Origin of the sequence: Leucobacter chromiireducens, from assembly GCF_003917135.1 — a bacterium.
Taxonomy (GTDB): Bacteria; Actinomycetota; Actinomycetes; order Actinomycetales; family Microbacteriaceae; genus Leucobacter; species Leucobacter chromiireducens_A.
On sequence record NZ_RPDI01000021.1, the window covers coordinates 1 to 19,915 of the forward strand.

Consider the following 19,915-nt stretch of genomic DNA (forward strand, 5'->3'; position numbering starts at 1 on the left):
TCGCCCGCACCGCGCGGAGCACGGGAATACACCTCATCCTCAGCGCTGAACGGGCCGCAGCGCTCCCACCCGACCTCGGAGCAAGCGTTCCGGAGCGTTTCGCTCTGCGCCCAACTCTGGCCGATGATCTTCACGCGCTGGGACTTCCCCGAGCTGCCCTGCGCGGCGCGCCACCCGGGCGGGCCATACGGGTCGCTGATGGCGCCGAAGTACAGTTCGCTCTCCCCGGCGACCACACGGAGTCAGCGGTGGCGGGCTTTGCGCGACATGCACGCCAGCGCCCCGCACGGGCACCCGCCCCACTCATGGTCCCCGAGGTTCCTCGCCTGGTGCTGCAGCAGGCACTCCCGCGGGCGCCGGGCGGGGGCCAGGCGTTTGCGCTCGACACCGGCACGTTTCATGGCGTGCCCACGCCCGAAGCCGGACTCGCCGTGGTGAGCGGTCCGGCCGGGTCCGGGCGCACCGCGGCCATTCGTTCCATCCTCACCGCGCTCGGCTCAGCCCCACCCGGACACCCGATCGCGGACGACAGTCCCGCCGAGCTGCGCCCCCGCCGCAGCGTCACCGCGGCGCTCCTCTCCCCGCATCGACGAAGCGCGCTCGCGGACGCGCACCCCTGGCAGACGAAAGCGCTCCTGCCGTCAGCGCATCGCGCGCTCCTCGCACGACTCACCGCAACGCTCCAGCGCGAGCTCGACGAAGGTCCGCCCACCGCAGCCGGCGAGTTCGGGGTGCTCGTCGTAGAGGACATCGGCGCATTCGCCGGTTCGGGGATTGAACGCGAACTCGGCGCGGTGCTGCACCGCCTCCGGCACAGCGAGATGCTCGCGATCGTCGAGGGCGAGAACGCCACACTCAACGCCGCGTGGGAGCTCGCCGCCCCGCTTCGCGGCGTTCGATGGGCGCTCGCGCTTCGCCCCGACGAACACGACACCCCAGCCGTCTTTGCCACGCCGTTCACGCGGATGACCCGATCCGGCACCCCTCCCGGCCGGGGTATCCTCGTGCGCGGCGCAGACGTCCAGGGGGTACACGTCGGGATGCCACCGGACCTCCGGCCCGAGCCCCCGCCGCGCAGCACAGCGATCGGCACGCAGCCAGAAGCGGGCGCTACGCGGCTTCCTCTGGCACGAACGCGCGAACCGGAGCTGCCTGACCCCAGTCGTTCATCGCGTCGAGCACCGGCTCAAGCTGCCACCCCAGCGGCGTGAGCTCGTAGACCACCCGTGGCGGAATCTCCGGAAAGGCAGTCCGCGTGACAATGCCACGTGACGCGAACAGGCGCAGCCGGTTGGTCAGCGTGTGCGCACTGATCCCGGGCAGGGCATCGCGCAGCTCACCGAAACGCTGCGGCCCGTGCATCAGCTCACGAATGATGAGTGTGGCCCATGGACCGTCGAACAGCAGCAGGAACCGGGCAACTCCGCACTCGGGAAGGTCAGTTTCCTGCATATTCGATCGTCCTCTCATTAGTGCACTTGATGTAACCGGTGCACTGTATGCACTAATAGAAGCATGACATACATCGTCCACGGCGCAACCGGCGCCCAAGGCTCCCCCGTCCTCGCTTCGCTGCTCGCCAGCGGACACCCGGCCACCGCCGCGGTGCGCACCCCCGCCAACCTCCCCGACGGCGCAACCGCCGCAGCCGTTGACCTCACCGACGCTGCCGCGCTGACCGCGCTCTACACAGGCGCCTCGGGCGTCTTCGTCCACCTGCCGCTGGGCGCCCCCGAGGTCGCCGCGGCGCAGGCCGAGGCCATCGCCACGGCGATCGAGACCGCACGCCCGGCGCGCGTGGTGATTTCCACCAGCGGAGCCATCGTCGACCAGCCAGACTCCCCGCTCCAGGCCCCCGAAGATGCGCCGGTGCGCCGCCTCATCCGGCGCGCAACGGAGAGTGGCGTGTCCACCGCGATCGTCTCCCCCCGCCTCTACCTCGAGAACCTGCTCCTCCCGGTCGTGTTCGGCCCGGCCCGCGAGGCGGGCGTGCTGCGCTACCCGCTCCCCGCCGACTTCCCGGTGTCCTGGAGCTCGCACCTGGACGTCGCCGAGGTCGTGGCACGCCTCCTCACCGAGGACGCGGAGGCGCGCACCGAGGGCGTCATCGCGATCGGCCACCTCCCCGCCCTCACCGGGGAGCAGCTCGCGACCGAGTTCGGCGCCGCACTGGGGCACCCCGTGCGCTATGCGGCACTCAGCCCGGCCGAGTTCGGTGAGCTCATCACCCCGCTCTTCGGCCCCGGTGCCGCGCCGGTCGTGAGCCTGTACGAGGCGCTGAACGCCGAGCCGGGCTTCATGATTTCCGAGCCCACCAGCGCCCAGCGCGTGCTGGACCTCGCCCCGCGCCCGGTCGCGGACTGGCTCGCGAAGATGCTCGCCTAGCCGCGATACGCGCGGTTCACTTTCGCGTGGGAGGGTGGCGGGATGACTGGCGCCCCGCATTCCACCCCGCCACCGCTCCCCGAACTCGAGCCCGTGCTCGCGCAGGTCCGCGCCGACGCCGCGGCCGGTCGGTTCGAGAGCTGGGGCAGCTCAACACTCATCGATGAGTTCACGGGGGTGCCATCGATCCCCCGTGAACTCTTCGACGCGCTGCACGCTGCCGCGGGCATCCGCGCCGAATTCCCGGTCGGAAACGCGGGGCTCCTCCACGTCTACGGCTACTGGTTCTCCCGGGTGCCGACCCCCTTCGGGTACAAGCGCGACCGCTGGGCGGATGGCGCGCTCGCCCGCGCGCTCGGCCGCCCGGCCGACGAGTTTCTGTTGGGGGCGACCCCGGCGGGCACGACGCTCGCGCGCGTGACGCGGGCGGCCCTGCCGGTGCTGCGCACCCCGCCGGCGGGAGCGCGCGTCGCCGACGCCGTGTTCGCCGCCAACCGCTCGCTCCGGCGCGCTCGCGTGGTCCTGCACGCGGCCGAGCCAGCCGGCCCGACGGCGCTCGTCTCCGGGATCGGCACCGCTGGCCCGCACGGAGGCACCCCGCTCCGGCTCATCACCACGTTCCCCGTGTCGGGTGATCCCGATCAGCTCCTTGCCGACTTCGCGCGCGATCCGGGATCGCGTTGGAATGCCGTTGCCGACTAGTCACCGAGCGTTCACCGCCCCATAGACATTTCGTCCATTTGCGTCCCTAGGTTTGGATTTATCGTCCAAACCGAAAGGGAGTGCGCATGGCGCCGAGCATCGTCTTCGACTTCGATGGCACCCTGGCCATCGGCCACGGGCCCGTCCGTGCCTACGCGCAGCAGATCGCGCCGGCAGCGGGGCCGGGGTTCGCAGACCGCGTCGAGGCCGAGCTCGCCCGCTTCGACGCGGGTGAGGCCGAGTTCCGCGATGGCTACGACGTGGTCGGATCGCTCGCCCGCTCCGCTGGCGTCGACGCCGAGACCCTGCAGGCCGCCTACACGGCGAGCCGCGCACAGCTCGGCACTGACCTCGCCCCGGTCGACACGATGCCCGGGCTCGACGGGTTCCTCGAGACGCTCGGACACTCCGCACACCTCGTGCTCGCCACGAACGCCCCCGAGCAGGGCATCGACCGCGTCCTCGCGGCCTGGGGGGTGCGGGATCGCTTCGCCGAGCTCCACTTCGCCATCGGCAAGCCCGCCGGTCTGACACGCCTCGTCACCGCGCTCCGCGCACGTGGCCCTGTGCTCTCGATCGGCGACATCGCAGAGTTTGACCTGGCGCCGGCGCGCGCCCTCGGCGCCGACACGGCGCTCGTGGGGGCCACCGCGGCGCACGCTCCAGCTTCGGTGACGCTGCGCGGGCCATCGCTCGCCGCGCTGCGCACCGACATCGAAACCTGGGCCGCGACCGCGGCGTCCAGCACACACGAGCCGCTCGGCTCGGCACCCGGCATCGAAAGGTAATTCCCCTCATGCGCAAGTCACTCATTGCCGCTGGCGCCCTCACGGTCGCTGCCCTCGGCCTCGCAGGCTGCAGCACCGGCGGGGCGGGCGATTCCGCATCGACCGATGCGGCGCAGGCCTGGCCCGAGTCGATCACGCTGTCCCTCGTCCCCTCCGTTGAGGGCGAGGACCTCGCGGAGGCGCTCGACCCGCTCACCACCTACCTCTCCGAGGGGCTCGGCATCGAGGTCGAGGGGGTCGTGGCGAGCGACTACGCCGCGACCGTCGAGGCGCTCGGCGCCGAGCAGGCGCAGGTGATCATCGCCGACGCCGGCTCCCTCTTCCACGCGACGCAGCAGTACGACGCCGAGCTCGTGCTCCGCGATGTGCGCTTCGGCGCAACGTCGTACGCGGCCGTCGGCTTCACGAACAACCCCGACAAGTACTGCGCCGAGGCGCCGGTGAAGGCGCGCTACGCGGCGAGCGACATCGAGCTGCTCTACTGCAACGGCATCGAGCAGGCCGGCACCGACGCGACCGGGCAGGGCCCCGCGGGGATCAACGCGCTGCAGAAGATCTCCACGGGCACGAAGGTCGCCCTGCAGGCCGCCACCTCGCCCGCGGGCTACCAGTACCCCGTGGTCGCCATGCGCGACGCCGGGATCGACACCGACGCCGACATCACGCAGGTGCCGGTCGAGGGCAACAACAACGCGGTACTCGCGGTCGCGAACGGCGATGCCGAGGTGAGCTTCGGGTACTGGGACGCGCGCACCACCGTCACCGCGGAGGCACCCGAGGTGGCCGACAAGGTCGTCGCGTTCTCGTACACCGAGATGATCCCGAACGGCGGCGTCGCGGTCTCCCCGACCCTCCCCGCCGACCTGGTGACGAAGCTCACGCAGCTCATGGACGACTACGCCGACTCCTCCGAGAACGCGAAGACCGTGATGTTCGACCTCGTTGGGCTCTCCGACTGGACGAACGAGACCGCCGAGGACGAGATCACCCGCTACGGCGAGATCCTCAGCCAGTTCACGAACTAGGTTCTGCATCACGCTCATGTCGCACGCAACCGATGCGCGCCGCGAGGCGGAGGTCCGGCCGGCGCCGGACGCCGCCTCGTGGCGCATCGCCCTCGACCACGCCTCCGTGACCTACCCGAATGGCACCCGCGCCCTGCGCGACGTCTCCCTGAGCATTGAGCCGGGCGAAATGGTGTCGATCGTTGGCCTCTCCGGCTCGGGCAAGTCCACCCTCATCCGCACGATCAACGGGCTCGTGCCCGTCACCTCGGGCGCCGTCACCGTCGGCCCGCACCGCGTCTCCGAGCTGCGCGGGCGCTCCCTGCGCGAGGCGCGCGGCCACATCGGCATGATCTTCCAGGCGTTCAACCTCGCCGAGCGCGCGAGCGTGTACCGCAACACGCTCGTTGGCCGCTTCGCGCACTCCCCCGCGTACCGCACCCTGCTCGGGATCCCGAGCGCGGAGGACCGCGAGATCGCGCTGCGCGCCCTCGGCTCGGTGGGCATCCTCGACAAGGTGTGGACTCGCGCCGGCTCGCTGTCGGGCGGCCAGAAGCAGCGCGTGGCGATCGCCCGCGCCCTGTCGCAGGAGCCGAGCGTCATGCTCGCCGACGAGCCCGTCGCGAGCCTCGACCCGCCCACCGCGCACTCGGTGATGGCGGATCTCGCTCGGATCAACGCCGAGCGCGGCCTCACCGTGCTGATCAACATCCACCTCATGGACCTCGCACGCCAGTACACCACCCGCATGATCGGGCTGCGCGACGGCGCGATGGTCTACGACGGGCCAGCGGCCGAGGCGCGCGATGCCGACTTCGAGGAGATCTACGGCCGGCCGATCCAGCCCCGCGATCGGCTCGGGACGAGCGCATGACCGTGCCCGCGCCGAACGCAGCCCCCGCGGCGGCAGCCCCCGATGCCCTCGCCCTCCCACCCCGGCAGCGCACCTGGCCGCGCGCCGCCCTGATCGTCGCCGCGGTGGCCGCGTTCACCGCGGCGACCTGCCTGCCGGCGATCGGCGGGATCGAGCTGGATCTCGCCGCCATCGCGAAGAACTGGCGCAACGGCGCGGAGAAGATCGCGCAGCTCCTGCAGCCGAACCTCGCGTTTCTCCCCCGCACGCTGGCGCCCATGCTCGAGACGCTGCAGATGGCGCTCGTGGGTGCCGTGCTCGCGGCGATCCTCTCGGTGCCGCTCACGCTGTGGGCCGCATCCCCCACGAACCCGAACGGGATCACGCGCGGCATCGTGCGCACCGCCATCAACATCATCCGCGCGGTGCCCGACCTCGTGTACGCCACCGTGCTCGTCGCGATGCTCGGGGTCGGGGCGCTCCCCGGCGTGGTCGCCCTCGTGCTCTTCAACCTCGGCGTGGTCGTGAAACTCGTCTCCGAGGCGATCGACGCGTCCGACCACAGCTACATGGAGGCTGGTCGCGCGGCCGGTGGCACGCAGCTCCAGATCAATCGGGCCACGGCGCTGCCGCAGGTGTGGCCGCTCTTCACGAACCAGTGGCTCTACGCGCTCGAACTCAACGTGCGCATCTCCGCCATCCTCGGGATCGTGGGAGCCGGCGGCATCGGGCGCCTGCTCGACGAGCGGCGCGGCTTCTACGCCTACTCCGATGTCTCCGTGATCATCCTCGAGATCCTGGTCGTCGTCATCGCGATCGAGATCCTCTCGAACCTGCTCCGCAGGAGGCTCGTATGACCCAGCTCACCGTCACCCCGCCGTCGGCGCCGCGCGGCACGCAGACCTCGCGCGGCCCCGGGCGCCGCGCCGCTGAGCTGCGGCTGCCCGCGCGGCCCTCGCGCCTCGCCGCGACGCTCTGGTCCATCCTCGCCGCGCTCGTCATCCTCATCGCCGCCGGCGGGCTGCAGATCTCCTGGGCGGACCTGCCCGCGCTGCCCGGCCGCATCGCGAACTACCTGTGGCTCATGTTCGAGTCGCCGAACTGGGACAAGCTGCCGCGCGCGCTCTTCGAGACGTGGCGCTCCATCTCGATGGCGTGGCTCGGCGCGCTCCTGTGCGTGGTGATCTCGATCCCGCTCGGCATGCTCGCCGCGACCGGGGTGGGGCCGCTCTGGCTGCGCGGGATCCTGCGCGGCCTCTTCGCCGTGATCCGGGCGGTGCCCGAGGTGATCATCGCACTCGTGCTGCTCACCGTCACCGGGCTCACCCCGCTCACCGGCGCGCTCGCGCTCGGGATCGCGGGCATCGGCACGCAGGGCAAGTGGGTGTACGAGACCGTCGAATCGGTGCGCGACGGCGCCCCGGAAGCGGTGCGCGCGGCGGGCGGCACGACGGCCGCGGTGACCCGCTGGGCGCTCTGGCCGGCCGTGGCCCCCGCGCTCCTCTCGTTCGCGCTCTACCGCTTCGAGATCAACATCCGCACCTCGGCCGTGCTCGGCCTCGTGGGAGCCGGCGGCATCGGCAGCATGCTCTCGAACTACACGAACTATCGGCAGTGGGACACCGTCGGCATGCTGCTGATCGTCGTGATCGTTGCCACCATGATCATGGACACCATCTCCGGGGCGATCCGCCGCCGGCTCATGAGCGGAGGACGGGCATGACCTGGACCGGATCCCCCGAGGCCCGACCGAGCGTGCGCATCGCCGCCCTCGCACCCGGCCTGCAGAAGACCGAGCGCCGCGTCGCCGAGGCCATCGCGCAGGATCGCGGCCGGGCCGTCGAGCTCACCGCGCAGGAGCTCGCCGCATGGGTGGGCGTGGGGCGCACCACCGTGATCCGCGCGGCGCAGTCCCTCGGCTACGAGGGCTATCCGCAGCTGCGCGTCGCGCTCGTGCAGGAGCTCGCGCTCGAGTCGGCAGCGCAGCGCAGCGACGCGGCAGCTCCCGCGGCTGACGGGAGCGCGCTCGGGGTGCTCCGCGGCCGCATCGCGCAGGTGGGTGCCCGGCTCGGCGACACGCTGGCCGCGCTCACCCCCGAGGCGGTCGATGGGTTTCTCGACGCGCTCGAGCACTCCGACCGCGTGCTGGTCGTCGCCAACGGGCTGTCCGGCCCGCTCGGGCTCGCGCTCGTCATGCGCCTGAACGCGGCCGGCCGATCCGTTGAGCACTTCGCAGACCCGATCGCGCAGCAGATCGCGGCGCGCCAGCTCGGCGCGGGATCCGCGTGCATCGTGTTCTCCGGTTCCGGCGCGAACCGCCCCACTCTCGAGGCGATGGCGGCGGCGCGCGAGGGCGGGGCACACGTCATCGCGATCACCTCATTCGCGCGCTCGGCGATCGTGGCGCAGGCCGACACGGCGCTCGTCGTCCCGCCCGTCAACGACAGCTTCCACGATGAGCTGATCCACACCTCACGTGCGGCGCTCATGCTCCTCACGGAGGAACTGGTCGATCTGTTCGTCGAGCGCAGCGGCGAGCGCGGTCGCGCCGCGCGCGCCGCGGCGCTCACCGTGCTCGCCGGGGCGATCGCCGAGTAGTTCGCCCTACTCGACGTCGAGCACGCGCAGCTCAGCCACCGCGGGATCCAGCGCGCCGCGCACGTAGCCGATGGGCGCCGCGGCGACCGCGCGGAGGAACTCGACCGTCTCGCGGGTGATCTCCTCGCCAGGCAGCACGTTCGGGATCCCCGGCGGGTACGCGGAGAGCGCGTCGACGCTCACACGCCCGATCGCGTCCTCGGCGGAAACGGTGCGGTGCGCGCCGAAGTACGCCTGCCGCGGCCGCGTGCGGAGATCCCCGGGACGCGGCAGCGGCGGGATCGCTTCGAGGCCGACGAGCGGGGCGCTACCGCGCTCCGCGTGCAGCGTTTCGAGGCCGCTGAGCAGGCGATCCAGATCTGGCAGTTTGCCCGGCCCGATGAACGCAACGACCGCGCTCACGGTCGCGATCTCGAGGTACACGGCGAAGCGCTCCCCGAGCAGGCTGCGCACGGCGTGCCCGGTGAGCCCCGTGCTCGTCACATCGATCGACACGCGCATGGGGTCGTCCGCGACGATGTCGGGGAAGTCGCCAAAACTGTCCGAGACGATCGGGAAGCGCCCGTCGCCCCGCAGCCGATCGCGGAACGCGGCGACGGCCGCCACCGACTCGGAGAAGCCCTCCCCGTCCTCGAGGGTCGCCCGCGCGATGTCGAGCGAGCCGAGCAGCAGCGCGCTCTCGCTGGTGCTCTGCGTGAGCATGAATGCGCGCTCGAGGAGCGGCGCGAACTCGTCGGCGAATGGCCCCTCCCCGAGGTGGATCATGGCCGACTGCGTGAGGCTGCCGCCGAGCTTGTGCGTGCTCGAGATGACGAGGTCGGCGCCGAGCCTGGTGGGCGACTCGGGGAACTCCGGGTGGAAGCCGAAGTGCGCGCCCCACGCGCCGTCGACGATGAGCGGCACCCCCGCCGCGCGGGTCACGCGCGAGATCGCGGCAACATCCGCCACCGCGCCGAAGTAGCTCGGGCTCACGATGTAGACAGCCCCGACCTCCTCGCCGGCCGCGCGCGCCTCGTCGAGGTGCGTGCTCACCTGCGCGGCGGTGACCCCGTGGTGGATCCCGCGCGCGGTGTCAACGCTCGGCATCATGAAGAACGGGAGCAGATCAGCAACGAGCACCCCGTCGGTGAAGCTCGAGTGCGCGGAGCGCTGCATGAGCACCGCGGAGCCGCGGCCCCGGCTCCCCACCGCGATCGCGGCCATCCGGTTCGCCTGCGAGGCGCCGTTCGTGAGGAACCAGGTCTGCCGCGCGCTCCACGCCTCCGCGGCGAGCTCCTGGGCGCGCACGAGCGGCGAGTGCGGCCCGACGTCGATCCCCTCGACGAGGCGCGGAATGTCCATCGCAACCGCGCGCTCGCCCGCGAACTCGGCGAGGCGCTGGCTCGGGCCGGCACTCGTCGCCCCGTGCCCCGGCACCTGCAGCATGGTGGGCTGCCTGGCCATGTGCCGTTCGAGCGCGGATGCGTACGGGGTACGATCCCCGGGGAACGGGTACTGTCCGGCTGTTGTCACTGCGCGTCCTTCCGGGTCGGTTCCCGCCGGCGCCTCACACCCGGTCGGCTCACCCGTCCCACGCTAGCCGAGTCCCCCGCCTCTGCACACCTTGACGAGGCTGACGGAGCGTGCAAGCCCGCGGCAGCCAGCACGCAGCGCGGCACGGGCGCGCGCTGGCAGACTGGGCGCATGGCATACACCGCACTCATCACCGGCGCGTCGGCGGGGCTCGGCACGGAGTTCGCCAGGCAGCTCGCCGCGCTCGGCGTTGGCGTGATCCTGGTCGCCCGCGACGAGGAGCGTCTCACCCGACTCGCCGCGGAGCTCGACCGCGCGCGCACGCTGGGCGATCCCGATCGAGCCACCGGCCGCAGCGAGGTGCTCGCCGCCGACCTCACCACGGCGGCGGGGCTCGAGCGCGTCGCCGCGCGGCTCGCGGATCCCGCACGCCCCGTCGACATCCTCATCAACAACGCCGGCTTCGGCGTCTACGCGAGCTTCGCGACGAGCGACATCGCCGACGAGCGCCGCATGCACGAGCTCCTGTCGTGGGCCCCGCTCCGGCTCGCGCACGCCGCGCTGCCCGGGATGCTGGATCGCGGCGCTGGCTGGATCCTAAACGTGGCGAGCGTCGCCGCGTTCACGCCGACCGGCACGTACGGGGCGGCGAAGGCCGCGGTGGTGTCGCTGTCGCGCTCGCTGAACGCCCGCTACCGCGGTCGTGGCGTGCGCGTCACGGCGCTCTGCCCCGGCCTGCTCGCGACCGAGTTCCACGAGCGCATGGGCGAGGACCACCTGCCGCAGCTCCCCCGTATCGCGTGGGCGGACACGCGCCGCGTCGCGCGTGACGGGCTGCGCGCGGTGCACGCCGGCCGCGCCGTGCGAGTGTCCGACTGGCGGTACCGCCTGACCGCGCCGCTCACGCGGATCCTCCCCGACCGCCTGCTCGAGCGCGTCTCCACGACCGCGGCGCAGGGCGCGGGCGAGACGCCGGCAGGCGGGCGGGCGCAGCGCGGCGATCGCGGAGAATAGAGGGATGACTGATTCGACCGCCGACGCGCTTCCCGACGACGTGCTGCAGTTCGCGCACGCGCTCTTCGACCTCGCGCGCGCTGGCGACGCGGCGCAGCTGACCGCCGCGATCGACCAGGGCGTCCCCGTCGACCTCACCGACGCGCAGGGCAACACGCTGCTCATGCTCGCCGCCTACCACGGGCACGCGGCGCTCGTCGCCGCGTTGGCGGAGCGCGGCGCCGACCTCGACCGCCCCAACGATCGCGGGCAGACCCCGCTCGCCGGCGCCGTGTTCAAGCGCTCAGCCGAGGTGATCGAGGCGCTCGTGTCGCGCGGCGCCGACCCCGACGCCGGCACCCCGTCCGCGCGGGCGACCGCCGAGATGTTTAACGTGAAACTTCCGTCCGGCCAGCGCGCCGACGAGCCGGGGCGCTGAGGCACTGGCGGCGGCTCACCCCGCGCCGTCCGGGCTGCTGACGCCTCAGCCGAGCCGTTCGCCGATGAGGTTTGCGGTGAGGAGCCGCTCCAGCTCCTCGCCTGCGTAGCCCGCGCGCACCAGCGCCGCGAGCTTGCCGAGCGCGGCCTCGGCCGTCATGTCGCCCGCTCCCGTCGCGCCCGCCGCGGCGAGCTCGGAGCCGACCGCGTACCGGCCGAGTGCGACCGCTCCGTCCGTGCACTGCGTGGTGACCAGGATCGCGGTGCCCCGTTCGGCCGCGGCGCGCACGGGCGCGGCGAGCCCCCCGGTCACCACCGGCGCGGTCCCGGCACCGTAGCCCTCGAGCACGACCCCGGCCGGACACGCGTCGAGGGCAGCGGCGAGCTGCGCGGCGTTCAGCCCGGGGGTGACCTTCACGAGTCCGACTCGCGGGCCCACCCGGCCGGCGGCCCCGCGCAGCGCGGCGGCGAGCTGGGGCGCGACGCCGAGAGCCCCGGCAGCGATCCCCCGCGGCGCGGCGAAGGCGGAGAAGCTCTCGCTTGAGCGCTTCACGGCCCGCACCGCCGGCAGGATCAGGCCATCGAACGCGATCCACACGCCCGCGGCGAGCGGACCGCCCGCGGCGCTGAGCGCCTGGCTGAAGTTCCGCGGCGCATCGCTCTCCGCGGCGCTGAGCGGCACCTGCGAGCCGGTGAAGACGATCGGCAGCGCGAGGTCGGCGAGCGCGAAGGCCGCGTAGGCGGCCGTGTACGCCATCGTGTCGGTTCCGTGGATGACGAGCACGCCGTCCGGCCGCTCACGATCGACGAGCTCACGGATCCGGTCCGAGAGCCGCGCGAGCGATTCCGGGCCGGCCTCTGCGCTGTCGATCGCCCGCTCCGTCTCCGCGTAGCTCCAGGTGAGCGGGGCACCCCCGGCCTCACCGACCGCGGCGGCGAGCCGCTCGATCTCCGCGCGCAGGTGCGGGTGCGGGGCGAGCCCACTCGCCGTCGGCGCCATGCCGAAGGTGCCGCCCGTGTACAGGATCGCCACGCGCGTCGCCGCCTGGCGGCCGGCGCCGGCCTGCGCGGCGCCCGNCGGCGCCCGCCGGCGCGGCCACGGCTTGCGCAGCGCCCGCCTGCGCGGCGCCGGGGGCGGCAGGCCGCCACCGCACCGCGGCACGCGCGAGCAGTCGCGAGACATCGATCGCGCCCTCCGCCTCCTGCGCGGCGGGGCCCCGCAGGAGCGGCAACTCGGTGCAGGCGAGGAGAACGGTCTCGCTCGTGAGCTCCTGCCGCATCCCAGTAAACTCTCGCTCGAGCTCGGGGTCCGGTCCGCCGACCGCCTTGATTCGCTCGATCAGCCGGTGCAGCCGCGCCCCGTCACCTGGCAGTTCGATGTCGACCCGGCCCACCAGCCCGCGGTAGCAGGACCACCCGGCGAGATCCATGGTCTGCCTGGAGCCGAGGAGCGCGACACGGGCGATGCCGCGCACCTCGAGCTCCGCGCTGACCGTGTCCGCCGGGGTGATGAGCTCCGCGGGGAGCTCGAGTGCGCGCAGGCGTTCCGCAAAGTAGTTGAGGGTGTTGCACGCAATGACGTACACGTCCACCTGCGGTGCGATCTGCCGTGCGGCGCGCTCGAGCGCCGCCCAGACCCGCTCCTCCTCGCGCTCGAGGTCCATGGAGTAACCGAGCTCGGGCACCGAGACCACCGTCACCTCGGGGGCGTCGATGTCGCCGCGGTAGCGGTCGCCCAGGAGCTTCCGCTGCTCGTCGAGCACCTTCGCCCACAGGTCGATGCCGGCCTCCGGCCCCGATCCGGCGATGATCCCGATCCGACGGGACGGTGCCTCAGTTGCCGTGCTCACCGCTCGTTCAGCTCCTTGCGTCGGGGTCTGCCGGCCCCGCCAGCGGCCGGTCTTCCGCCGCGGTCGCCTGGGCATTCGCGGCGATATCGATGGTGGAGGTCAGCGCCTCGGGGTTGATCCGGCCGCGCACGCGATACCAGCCGACCACCATGAGGATCACGACGATCACGAACGCGCCGAGGGTGATCCGCCCGACTCCCGGATCGAGCGCCATCAGCAGCACAACCATCGCAAGGAACAGGAGGGTGATGCCGTTGGTGACCGGCGCCCAGGGCAGCCGGAAGCTCGGCCGGTCCCTGCCTTCGCTCCGCATCTTCCGCACGAAGAGCCAGTGGCAGATGATGATGGAGCCCCACACGCCGACGATGCCGAGGCCGGCGAGGTTGAGCACGATCTCGAAGACCTGCCCGGGAACGATGAGGTTCAGGATCACGCCGACCACGCCGAGCCCGGTGGTGATCAGGATCCCGCCGTACGGCACGCCGGCCTTGTTCATGCGCTGCGCGAACTTCGGCCCAGTGCCAGCCATCGCGAGCGAGCGCAGCGTGCGCCCGGTGGAGTAGAGGCCTGCGTTGAGGCTCGACATCGCAGCGGTCAGCACGACCAGGTTCATGATGTCGCCGGCGTAGGGGATGCCGATCGAGTTCATGACCGTCACGAACGGGCTCTCGTTCGCGCGGTACGAGGTCCAGGGCATGAGCAGGGTGAAGAGCACCACCGAGCCTGCGTAGAACAGCATGATGCGCCACATGATCGAGTTCACGGCGCGCGGCACCACCTTGCGCGCGTCCTTCGCCTCGCCGGCGGCGACACCGATCATCTCGGTTCCGCCGTACGCGAAGACGACACCCAGTGCGATCACGAACATCGGGGCGATCCCGTTCGGGAAGAAGCCGCCGTTGTCGGCGATGAGCGCAAGACCCGGCGTGTGCCCGTCGATCGGCGTCTGCGTCACGATGAAGTAGATCCCGAGCAGCCCGAAGAGCACGATCGCGCTGACCTTGATGAGCGCGAACCAGTACTCAAGCTCACCGAACAGCACCGCCGAGGTGATGTTCATCGCCATGACGATGACGAGGGCGATGAGCGCGAGCAACCACTGCGGGATCGGCGTGAAGAATGACCAGAAGTGCGCGTACAGCGCGATCGCGGTGATGTCGGCGATCACGGTCGTGCCCCAGTCGAGGAAGAACAGCCAGCCGACCGAGAACGCGCCCTTCTCCCCCATGAACTCGCGGGCGTAGGAGACGAACGCCCCCGACGACGGGCGGTACATGACGAGCTCGCCGAGCGCGCGCACCACGATGAAGGCGAAGAGCCCGCAGATGATGTAGACCACCGCGAGCGACGGTCCAGCGATCTCCATTCGGCCGCTCGCGCCGAGGAAGAGCCCCGTGCCGATCGAGCCGCCGATGGCGATCATGTTCATGTGGCGACGCTTGAGGGACTTCTTGTACCCGCCATCGCCGGCGTCGACGACTTCAGCCGGGGGTGCCCCGGTGTCGCGAACCTCATTGTTCTGTTCCATGGCTGACCTTTCTCGCGGACGCCGCCCGTCGGCATACCTGTCCAGCTGTCGGACAGCTTAAGTGATTGATCGGGATCCCGCAACACGCCAATCCCCGCCCGATTCGGAATAGGATGGTCGCGATCAAGAGGAACAGAGGTGTGCCGTGCCCGAGCCAGTGCCGCAGGCTCCGCTGCAGCGACGAACCGCTGCAGAGGCCGCATTTCAGGCGCTCCTCGCACTGATCGCGAGCGACGAGATCGAGATCGGCGACCGGCTCCCCGGTGAGATCCAGCTCGCCAAGACCTTCGGCGTGAGCCGCGCCATCCTCCGCGAAGCGCTCGGCGCGTGCGCCACGCTCGGCCTCATCGAGACCCGGAGCGGGAGCGGCACGTTTGTGCGCTCAAAGACCGAGCACCCCCAGCTCACTTTCGGTGGCTACTCCGCCGAAGACCTCATCGAGGCGAGGCCGCACATCGAGATCCCCGCGGCGGGATACGCGGCCGAGCGGCACACCGAGGAGCAGCTCGCTGGCCTCCGTGGGTACGTCGCGCGCATGCGGCAGACGACCGACCTCCGCGCCTGGGTGCGGCTCGACGGCCAGTTCCACCGCGCGATCGCCGAGGCGAGCGGCAACCCGGTGCTCGTCGCAATGGTCATCTCCATGCGACAGGCGCTCGACCCACAGTCCGAGTTCCTGAACATCACGAAGGCCAGGCAGAGCGCATCCGACGAGGAGCACGAGCGCATCATCGACGCCATCGCTTCGGGCTCCCCCGAGGCCGCGCGCGCGGCGGTCGCTCACCACATCGCGCAGGTCGCTGAGGCGCTGGCCGGGTAGCTTCCGGCTGGGCGAGCCAGCCCGCTTCGTGGACGAGGCGGCGCAGGCGGAACGCCTACTCGATGGTGAGCCCGGCGGTGGTGTGCGGGATGGGCGGGGCCACCCGAATGCCGACGTCCGCGCACGCGTCTCGGCCGGTCCAGGTGCGCACCACCTCGACCGCCGCGGGGCCAGCCTGCCCGAACACCGCCCATGCCTGTGGCACATCGTACGGGCTCATGGTCGTCAGCTCGGAGTTGATCCCGACAAACCCAGCCTCCGAGTTGCTGACGTCCGCGAACGTGCCGGTGACGCCCGAAATTTCGGAGACACTGAGGCTGTCGGCATCCTGCAGGGAGATCACTCGCCCCACCTGCGTGCCGAGCCGCGAGCTCCACCGTCGGGAACCCGTCGAGGTTCAGGTCGTCGCGCGGGGCCTCCTGACCGGGACGCTCGCTCACGCCGCCATCCGCCGCTGCGCGTCTGCTGCGGCCAGAGCGCGGACCTGATCGACCCGCTCGGGGGCACCGCGCAGCAGCTGATGCGGAACCTCCTCGCCGAGCTCTGGTCGCGGAGTGTTCAGCCAGAGAGCGATCGACCAGGCATTCATCCCCGCTTCGGCGAGCGTCTCCATGATCACGGGAAGGTGAGGCAGCATGGTGGGCTCAGGCCCGATCCCGAACTGGAACATCGGGTACAGGATCGTCCGGTCGCCCGTCGGGGTGGCCAGCAGCCGGTGCGCGGTGCGCGCCTTGTGCAGGGCCTGCTTCGAGACGCCGAGCCGGCGCACCAGCGACGCCGTCGTGGTGAACGGCCCGATGAGGTCGTCCCATTCCGTTTCCGTGCGGCGCGGGATCGATGCCACGAGCCCGTAGGCGACCTCGCGTAGGTTGAGCCCGTCGAGCTCCGGGGCGGTGCGCTTCGTCAGTTCGTCCCACAGCAACTGCAGCAGCTCGTCCACCGGCTGCGCGCTGCCCTGGGCTGAACTGCGTGAGGTCACCGCCTGCCCGGTGCCGGTGTTGCGCACCACGCGGCGCCCGGAAACCGCGGCATTCCGATCGCGTACGACCATTTCTGCCCCCTCCCCGACCCCCCATCCAGAAGTGGCAAAGTGACCCTTCAGGCGCCTGAAGGGTCGATTTGCCACTTCTGGATGGGGGTGGCAAGGCCAGGGCGAGCCCGCGCGGCGGTCGCTCAGGTGGTCGCGAGGACGAGGATCGGGTCGGTCGTCGGAGCGCCCGACGGCGATCCGCCCTCGGCCTCGACGGTCACGGCGAGCGCGTCGCCCGGTTCGAAGCCGGTCGCGATCGTCATCGAGGCCCCGCCCGTCCCGGCGCGCACGACCCCGAGCGAGGTGGGCGCGTCACCGCGCACGATCCACAGCTCGTAGTCGCGGCCCTCGGGTGCGGACGCCAGCCCGTCGGTGACGAGCACGGCCTCCGCCTCCGCGTCCGACCAGTGCAGCGTGCCCTCACCGCCGCCCGGCAGCGGCGCGGTCGCCGTGTCGGCGTCCGCGGCCTGCTCGATGCGCTGCAGTGCGAGCGCGACCGGGTCCTGCGGCGCGAGGATCGTCGTCCACGGCATCGCGAGCGATACCGTGAGCAGCACGGCGATCGACGCGGCCAGCGCGAACCACTTCGCGCTCCGCCAGGTGCGCCGGGGCTCCGGATCGGACTCCGACGCTGGCTCCGGGTCGAGCTCCTGCGCCGGCTCCGCGAGCGGCGGCGATCCGGCCTCGGGGTCGTCCGCCTCGGACGCGACGAACTGCGGCGAGCGCGCAATCAGCTCGAGAATGGACGCCCGTGCGGCGGCGGGCGGCGCGACCTCGGGCGCCGCGGCGCCGATTGCGGCGGCGGTCTCGCGATCCTCGTCCACGATGGTGCGCCAGGCCGGGTGGGTGCTGAGCGCGTGCGAGAAGCGCTGCTCCTCCTCGGGCGACAGGGCGTGCAGCGCCCGGGCCGCGGAGAGTTCGCGGAATTCCTGCTCGTTCATCGCGTCTCCTCCAATGCGCTCTTGAGTTTGGTCAGGCCGTCTCTGATGCGGGTCTTGATCGTGCCGAGCGGGGTGTCGAGCAGCACCGCGATCTCGCGCTGGCTGTATCCCCCGAAGTAGGCCAGCACGAGCGCCCGTCGTTGCGGCTCCGGGATCTCGTTCAGGCACTGCACGGCACGTCCCCCGTCGACGAGCAGCTCCACCTCCTCGTCCACGCCGGGCCGCACCGCCGCGAGCTCGCGCGCGCCGGCGGCGAGGTCGCGCTGCTTCGACGACTGCGCGGACCGCACGCGGTCGACCGATCGCCGGTGCGCGATGGTCAGGAGCCAGCTCCGCGCCCGCCCGCGGTCGGCGTCGAAGCTGCCGGCGGCCTGCCAGGCTTCGAGGAACACCTCCTGCAGCACCTCCTCGCTCTGGGAGCGATCGACGACGATGCGCAGGATGAGACCGAAGACGCGTGCGGACAGCAGGTCGTAGAGCTCCGCGAACGCGCGCTGATCCCCGCCCGCGGCGCGCGACAGCGCCTCATCCGCAGGATCGGCGCGTTCGCCGTCCGCGGGAATCTCCACCCCGTCGATGACCATCTCCCCCAGCATGCCGCATTCACCTCCGCTTCGTGCGCTGCGCTCGTCGCGTTTTCTCGGATCACCCGAAGGTGAAGGAGTAGAGCTGCACCCCTGATGGGACGGTGAGCTCGAGCCGGCCCGTGTCGGGATCGGCTGTCCGCACGAGCCGGTAGGACTTCGGGGTGCCGCCGACCTCGATCGTCCGGGCCTCGTCGCCGTCGCCGGCCACTCGGACGGTGCCGCTGCCGGCGAGCACCGCGCGCACCTCGCTGGCCCGGTAGTCCAGTCGCACCGTTCCGGTGCCGTCGGCGGGGGTCGCGAACTGGGTCTCGATCTGCCAGGAACCGTCGAGGGCGAAGGTGTCGGGGTCCTGCTTCGCCGGGAAGGCGTACTCCCCCTCGCCCGCCCGGTACTCGCCCGGACCCGCGAAGTTGAGATCCTTCGACGAGCCGAGGAAGGTTTCGGGCGTGGTGCTCCCGAGCTCGGGCGTCGTGTCGGCGGTGTCGGTCTTCTGCGGCAGCTCCACCGAGCCGTCGGCATCGCGCAGCAGTTCGCGGATCATGCGCTCCGTCGTGGCGTAGTCGCCCTCGCCGAACGAGATGTGCCGCACGGTGCCCGAAGCGTCGATCAGGTAGTGGGCGGGCCAGTAGCGGTTGCGGTAGTTCGTCCAGGTCGCGAGCGAGTTGTCGAGCGCCACCGGGTAGGTGATGCCGAAGTCCTTCGCGCCAGCCTCGACGTTCGCGCGCTCCTTCTCGAACGCGTACTCGGGCGAGTGCACGCCGATCACCTCGAGCCCGGCGTCCCGATAGGCGCGATCCCAGGCGACCACGTGGGGAATCGAGCGCTGGCAATTGATGCACGAGTACGCCCAAAAGTCGATGAGCACGACCTTGCCACGCAGCTGCTCGAGTTCGATGCCCGCGCCATCCGGAGTGTTGAGCCAGCCGTCGATGCCCTTGAGCGCCGGCGCGGTGCCGCAGGAGGCGAGCTCGGGCGCATGATTCGCGCACTTGTCGAGATCCCGGTTCTCATCGGTGACGAGACCGCCGAGTCCGAGGGCGCGCTCGCCGGCCTCGCTCTGCGCGAGATTCTCCTGCAGGCCCGCGGTGTAGTCGGGCAGCAGGCGCTGGAGGGCCTGCGGCACGTTGAAGGCCAGGCCGACGGCCAGCGCGATCATCGCGATGCCGCCGGTGATCCGGATGATCCGCTCGCGCTTGCGGAACCCCTGGAGCCGCCGGGCGACGCCGCGGCCCGCGAGCGCGAAGACCAGGAGCGGCAGGGCGACACCGATCGCGAACGAGACCGTGAGGAGCACCGTCTCGATTCCGATCCGCCCCGTCGCGCCCGCGACGATGATCGCGGCCAGCACCGGCCCCGCGCACGGCACGAACACCGTGCCGAGCGCCAGCCCGACCCCGAAGCCGTTGCCGCCCTCGCCGACCGCTCGCCGCGGCAGCCGCTGGAAGGGCTTCTCGAGCAGCTGCTCGAAGCCGGGGAACAACATGCCGACACCGATCGCCAGCAGCACGATGACACCGGCCCACCGGATCGCGTCCTGCGGGATCGAGAGCAGGCCGAGCAACACGGAGCCGAGCAGCGTGACCACCGAGAAGCTGAGCACGAGGCCCGCGATGATCCAGTACGGCCGGCTCCGCTTCGCGGGGATCACCTCGGGCAGCTTGCCCCGCTCGGCCGGCTTCGCGCCCGCGGTGAGAAAGATGACGGGCAGCACCGGCAGGATGCACGGCGAGATTCCCGTGATGAGCCCGCCCAGCAGCCCGATGATCACTACGTCCATGTCCACTCCTCTGTCACCGGGTATTCGGAGCCGGTGCCGATTCGGATGGGAGCGATTCCTCGGGCGCCCGCAGCACCCGGATCGAAAAGAAATCGAAAAACTTCCCATC

22 protein-coding genes are annotated in these 19,915 nt (G+C 71.6%); 12 read left to right on the forward strand and 10 right to left on the reverse strand.

The window, feature by feature from the left end; genetic code table 11:
• Window positions 1–329 precede the first annotated feature (329 nt).
• Window positions 330–1,211, forward strand: coding sequence for an ATP-binding protein (locus tag EGM46_RS10385; RefSeq protein WP_125100088.1), 882 nt, complete (start codon window positions 330–332; stop codon window positions 1,209–1,211).
• Here the strand turns inward: EGM46_RS10385 and EGM46_RS10390 are convergent.
• The gene (locus tag EGM46_RS10390; RefSeq protein ID WP_125100089.1) at window positions 1,111–1,452 is read right to left on the reverse strand and encodes a winged helix-turn-helix transcriptional regulator; all 342 of its coding nucleotides are present in this window, start codon (window positions 1,450–1,452) and stop codon (window positions 1,111–1,113) included. The genes EGM46_RS10385 and EGM46_RS10390 overlap by 101 nt on opposite strands.
• Before the next feature lie 63 nt (window positions 1,453–1,515).
• Here EGM46_RS10390 and EGM46_RS10395 point away from each other — a divergent pair, with 63 nt between their 5' ends.
• From EGM46_RS10395 to EGM46_RS10430, 8 genes are all read left to right on the forward strand, one after another.
• Window positions 1,516–2,385, forward strand: coding sequence for an SDR family oxidoreductase (locus EGM46_RS10395; protein ID WP_125100090.1), 870 nt, complete (start codon window positions 1,516–1,518; stop codon window positions 2,383–2,385).
• A 42-nt stretch (window positions 2,386–2,427) separates the two neighbouring features.
• A complete protein-coding gene (locus EGM46_RS10400) occupies window positions 2,428–3,087 on the forward strand; it encodes an amino acid deaminase (protein ID WP_125100091.1) in 660 nt (219 codons plus the stop codon).
• 86 nt (window positions 3,088–3,173) lie between these two features.
• Window positions 3,174–3,875 carry an HAD family hydrolase gene (locus tag EGM46_RS10405; protein WP_125100092.1) on the forward strand — a complete coding sequence of 234 codons (702 nt, stop codon included), beginning with the start codon at window positions 3,174–3,176 and terminating at the stop codon, window positions 3,873–3,875.
• Window positions 3,876–3,883: 8 nt separating this feature from the next.
• Window positions 3,884–4,900 (forward strand): PhnD/SsuA/transferrin family substrate-binding protein, encoded by a 1,017-nt coding sequence (locus tag EGM46_RS10410; RefSeq protein WP_125100093.1) that lies wholly within the window; start codon window positions 3,884–3,886, stop codon window positions 4,898–4,900.
• A gap of 16 nt (window positions 4,901–4,916) precedes the next feature.
• On the forward strand, window positions 4,917–5,753 hold the full coding sequence (gene phnC, locus EGM46_RS10415) for a phosphonate ABC transporter ATP-binding protein (protein WP_125100094.1): 837 nt from the start codon (window positions 4,917–4,919) through the stop codon (window positions 5,751–5,753).
• Window positions 5,750–6,589 carry a phosphonate ABC transporter, permease protein PhnE gene (gene phnE, locus EGM46_RS10420; RefSeq protein WP_125100095.1) on the forward strand — a complete coding sequence of 280 codons (840 nt, stop codon included), beginning with the start codon at window positions 5,750–5,752 and terminating at the stop codon, window positions 6,587–6,589. The genes phnC and phnE (EGM46_RS10420) overlap by 4 nt, the downstream gene beginning before the upstream one ends.
• Window positions 6,586–7,455 (forward strand): phosphonate ABC transporter, permease protein PhnE, encoded by an 870-nt coding sequence (gene phnE / locus EGM46_RS10425; RefSeq protein WP_125100096.1) that lies wholly within the window; start codon window positions 6,586–6,588, stop codon window positions 7,453–7,455. The genes phnE (EGM46_RS10420) and phnE (EGM46_RS10425) overlap by 4 nt, the downstream gene beginning before the upstream one ends.
• Window positions 7,452–8,330 carry a MurR/RpiR family transcriptional regulator gene (locus tag EGM46_RS10430; protein WP_125100097.1) on the forward strand — a complete coding sequence of 293 codons (879 nt, stop codon included), beginning with the start codon at window positions 7,452–7,454 and terminating at the stop codon, window positions 8,328–8,330. Before phnE (EGM46_RS10425) ends, EGM46_RS10430 begins: the two co-directional genes overlap by 4 nt.
• A 6-nt stretch (window positions 8,331–8,336) precedes the next feature.
• On the opposite strand, the gene EGM46_RS10435 is transcribed toward EGM46_RS10430, so the two are convergent.
• Complete coding sequence (locus EGM46_RS10435) at window positions 8,337–9,842, reverse strand: aminotransferase class I/II-fold pyridoxal phosphate-dependent enzyme (RefSeq protein WP_241156291.1); 1,506 nt, start codon at window positions 9,840–9,842, stop codon at window positions 8,337–8,339.
• Between the two features lie 171 nt (window positions 9,843–10,013).
• On the opposite strand from EGM46_RS10435, the gene EGM46_RS10440 reads away from it, so the two are divergent.
• Complete coding sequence (locus EGM46_RS10440; protein WP_125100098.1) at window positions 10,014–10,856, forward strand: SDR family NAD(P)-dependent oxidoreductase; 843 nt, start codon at window positions 10,014–10,016, stop codon at window positions 10,854–10,856.
• A 4-nt stretch (window positions 10,857–10,860) separates the two neighbouring features.
• On the forward strand, window positions 10,861–11,274 hold the full coding sequence (locus tag EGM46_RS10445; RefSeq protein ID WP_125100099.1) for an ankyrin repeat domain-containing protein: 414 nt from the start codon (window positions 10,861–10,863) through the stop codon (window positions 11,272–11,274).
• Between the two features lie 45 nt (window positions 11,275–11,319).
• Here the strand turns inward: EGM46_RS10445 and EGM46_RS14720 are convergent, their stop codons facing one another.
• The 3 genes from EGM46_RS14720 to EGM46_RS10465 form a co-directional block, all read right to left on the reverse strand.
• Entirely contained in the window at window positions 11,320–12,306 is a 987-nt protein-coding gene (locus EGM46_RS14720; RefSeq protein ID WP_164512866.1) for an asparaginase domain-containing protein, read from the reverse strand.
• Complete coding sequence (locus EGM46_RS10460; protein WP_125100100.1) at window positions 12,194–13,198, reverse strand: aspartate/glutamate racemase family protein; 1,005 nt, start codon at window positions 13,196–13,198, stop codon at window positions 12,194–12,196. Before EGM46_RS10460 ends, EGM46_RS14720 begins: the two co-directional genes overlap by 113 nt.
• Window positions 13,131–14,651, reverse strand: coding sequence for an amino acid permease (locus EGM46_RS10465; protein WP_125100101.1), 1,521 nt, complete (start codon window positions 14,649–14,651; stop codon window positions 13,131–13,133). The genes EGM46_RS10460 and EGM46_RS10465 overlap by 68 nt, the downstream gene beginning before the upstream one ends.
• Before the next feature lie 145 nt (window positions 14,652–14,796).
• Here EGM46_RS10465 and EGM46_RS10470 point away from each other — a divergent pair, with 145 nt between their 5' ends.
• Window positions 14,797–15,471, forward strand: coding sequence for a FadR/GntR family transcriptional regulator (locus tag EGM46_RS10470; protein WP_125100102.1), 675 nt, complete (start codon window positions 14,797–14,799; stop codon window positions 15,469–15,471).
• A 55-nt stretch (window positions 15,472–15,526) separates the two neighbouring features.
• On the opposite strand, the gene EGM46_RS10475 is transcribed toward EGM46_RS10470, so the two are convergent.
• From EGM46_RS10475 to EGM46_RS10495, 5 genes are all read right to left on the reverse strand, one after another.
• A complete protein-coding gene (locus EGM46_RS10475; protein ID WP_125100103.1) occupies window positions 15,527–15,814 on the reverse strand; it encodes a hypothetical protein in 288 nt (95 codons plus the stop codon).
• 93 nt (window positions 15,815–15,907) lie between these two features.
• The gene (locus tag EGM46_RS10480) at window positions 15,908–16,522 is read right to left on the reverse strand and encodes a hypothetical protein (RefSeq protein ID WP_125100104.1); all 615 of its coding nucleotides are present in this window, start codon (window positions 16,520–16,522) and stop codon (window positions 15,908–15,910) included.
• Window positions 16,523–16,644: 122 nt separating this feature from the next.
• Entirely contained in the window at window positions 16,645–17,442 is a 798-nt protein-coding gene (locus EGM46_RS10485) for an anti-sigma factor (protein ID WP_125100105.1), read from the reverse strand.
• Entirely contained in the window at window positions 17,439–18,038 is a 600-nt protein-coding gene (locus EGM46_RS10490) for a sigma-70 family RNA polymerase sigma factor (RefSeq protein WP_241156292.1), read from the reverse strand. The genes EGM46_RS10485 and EGM46_RS10490 overlap by 4 nt, the downstream gene beginning before the upstream one ends.
• Window positions 18,039–18,087: 49 nt before the next feature.
• The gene (locus EGM46_RS10495) at window positions 18,088–19,806 is read right to left on the reverse strand and encodes a cytochrome c biogenesis protein DipZ (protein WP_125100106.1); all 1,719 of its coding nucleotides are present in this window, start codon (window positions 19,804–19,806) and stop codon (window positions 18,088–18,090) included.
• Between the last annotated feature and the right edge of the window lie 109 nt (window positions 19,807–19,915).

Bases quoted from the DNA above. Each gene is read 5' to 3' on its own strand.
- EGM46_RS10405 (WP_125100092.1), top strand. From the start codon at position 3,174: ATGGCGCCGAGCATCGTCTTCGACTTCGATGGCACCCTGGCCATCGGC.
- EGM46_RS10485 (WP_125100105.1), bottom strand. From the start codon at position 17,442: ATGAACGAGCAGGAATTCCGCGAACTCTCCGCGGCCCGGGCGCTGCAC.
- EGM46_RS10430 (WP_125100097.1), top strand. From the start codon at position 7,452: ATGACCTGGACCGGATCCCCCGAGGCCCGACCGAGCGTGCGCATCGCC.
- EGM46_RS10410 (WP_125100093.1), top strand. From the start codon at position 3,884: ATGCGCAAGTCACTCATTGCCGCTGGCGCCCTCACGGTCGCTGCCCTC.
- EGM46_RS10490 (WP_241156292.1), bottom strand. From the start codon at position 18,038: ATGCTGGGGGAGATGGTCATCGACGGGGTGGAGATTCCCGCGGACGGC.
- EGM46_RS10395 (WP_125100090.1), top strand. From the start codon at position 1,516: ATGACATACATCGTCCACGGCGCAACCGGCGCCCAAGGCTCCCCCGTC.
- EGM46_RS10480 (WP_125100104.1), bottom strand. From the start codon at position 16,522: ATGGTCGTACGCGATCGGAATGCCGCGGTTTCCGGGCGCCGCGTGGTG.
- EGM46_RS10465 (WP_125100101.1), bottom strand. From the start codon at position 14,651: ATGGAACAGAACAATGAGGTTCGCGACACCGGGGCACCCCCGGCTGAA.
- EGM46_RS10495 (WP_125100106.1), bottom strand. From the start codon at position 19,806: ATGGACGTAGTGATCATCGGGCTGCTGGGCGGGCTCATCACGGGAATC.
- phnC (WP_125100094.1), top strand. From the start codon at position 4,917: ATGTCGCACGCAACCGATGCGCGCCGCGAGGCGGAGGTCCGGCCGGCG.
- EGM46_RS10390 (WP_125100089.1), bottom strand. From the start codon at position 1,452: ATGCAGGAAACTGACCTTCCCGAGTGCGGAGTTGCCCGGTTCCTGCTG.
- EGM46_RS10445 (WP_125100099.1), top strand. From the start codon at position 10,861: ATGACTGATTCGACCGCCGACGCGCTTCCCGACGACGTGCTGCAGTTC.
- phnE (WP_125100095.1), top strand. From the start codon at position 5,750: ATGACCGTGCCCGCGCCGAACGCAGCCCCCGCGGCGGCAGCCCCCGAT.
- EGM46_RS10400 (WP_125100091.1), top strand. From the start codon at position 2,428: ATGACTGGCGCCCCGCATTCCACCCCGCCACCGCTCCCCGAACTCGAG.
- phnE (WP_125100096.1), top strand. From the start codon at position 6,586: ATGACCCAGCTCACCGTCACCCCGCCGTCGGCGCCGCGCGGCACGCAG.
- EGM46_RS10440 (WP_125100098.1), top strand. From the start codon at position 10,014: ATGGCATACACCGCACTCATCACCGGCGCGTCGGCGGGGCTCGGCACG.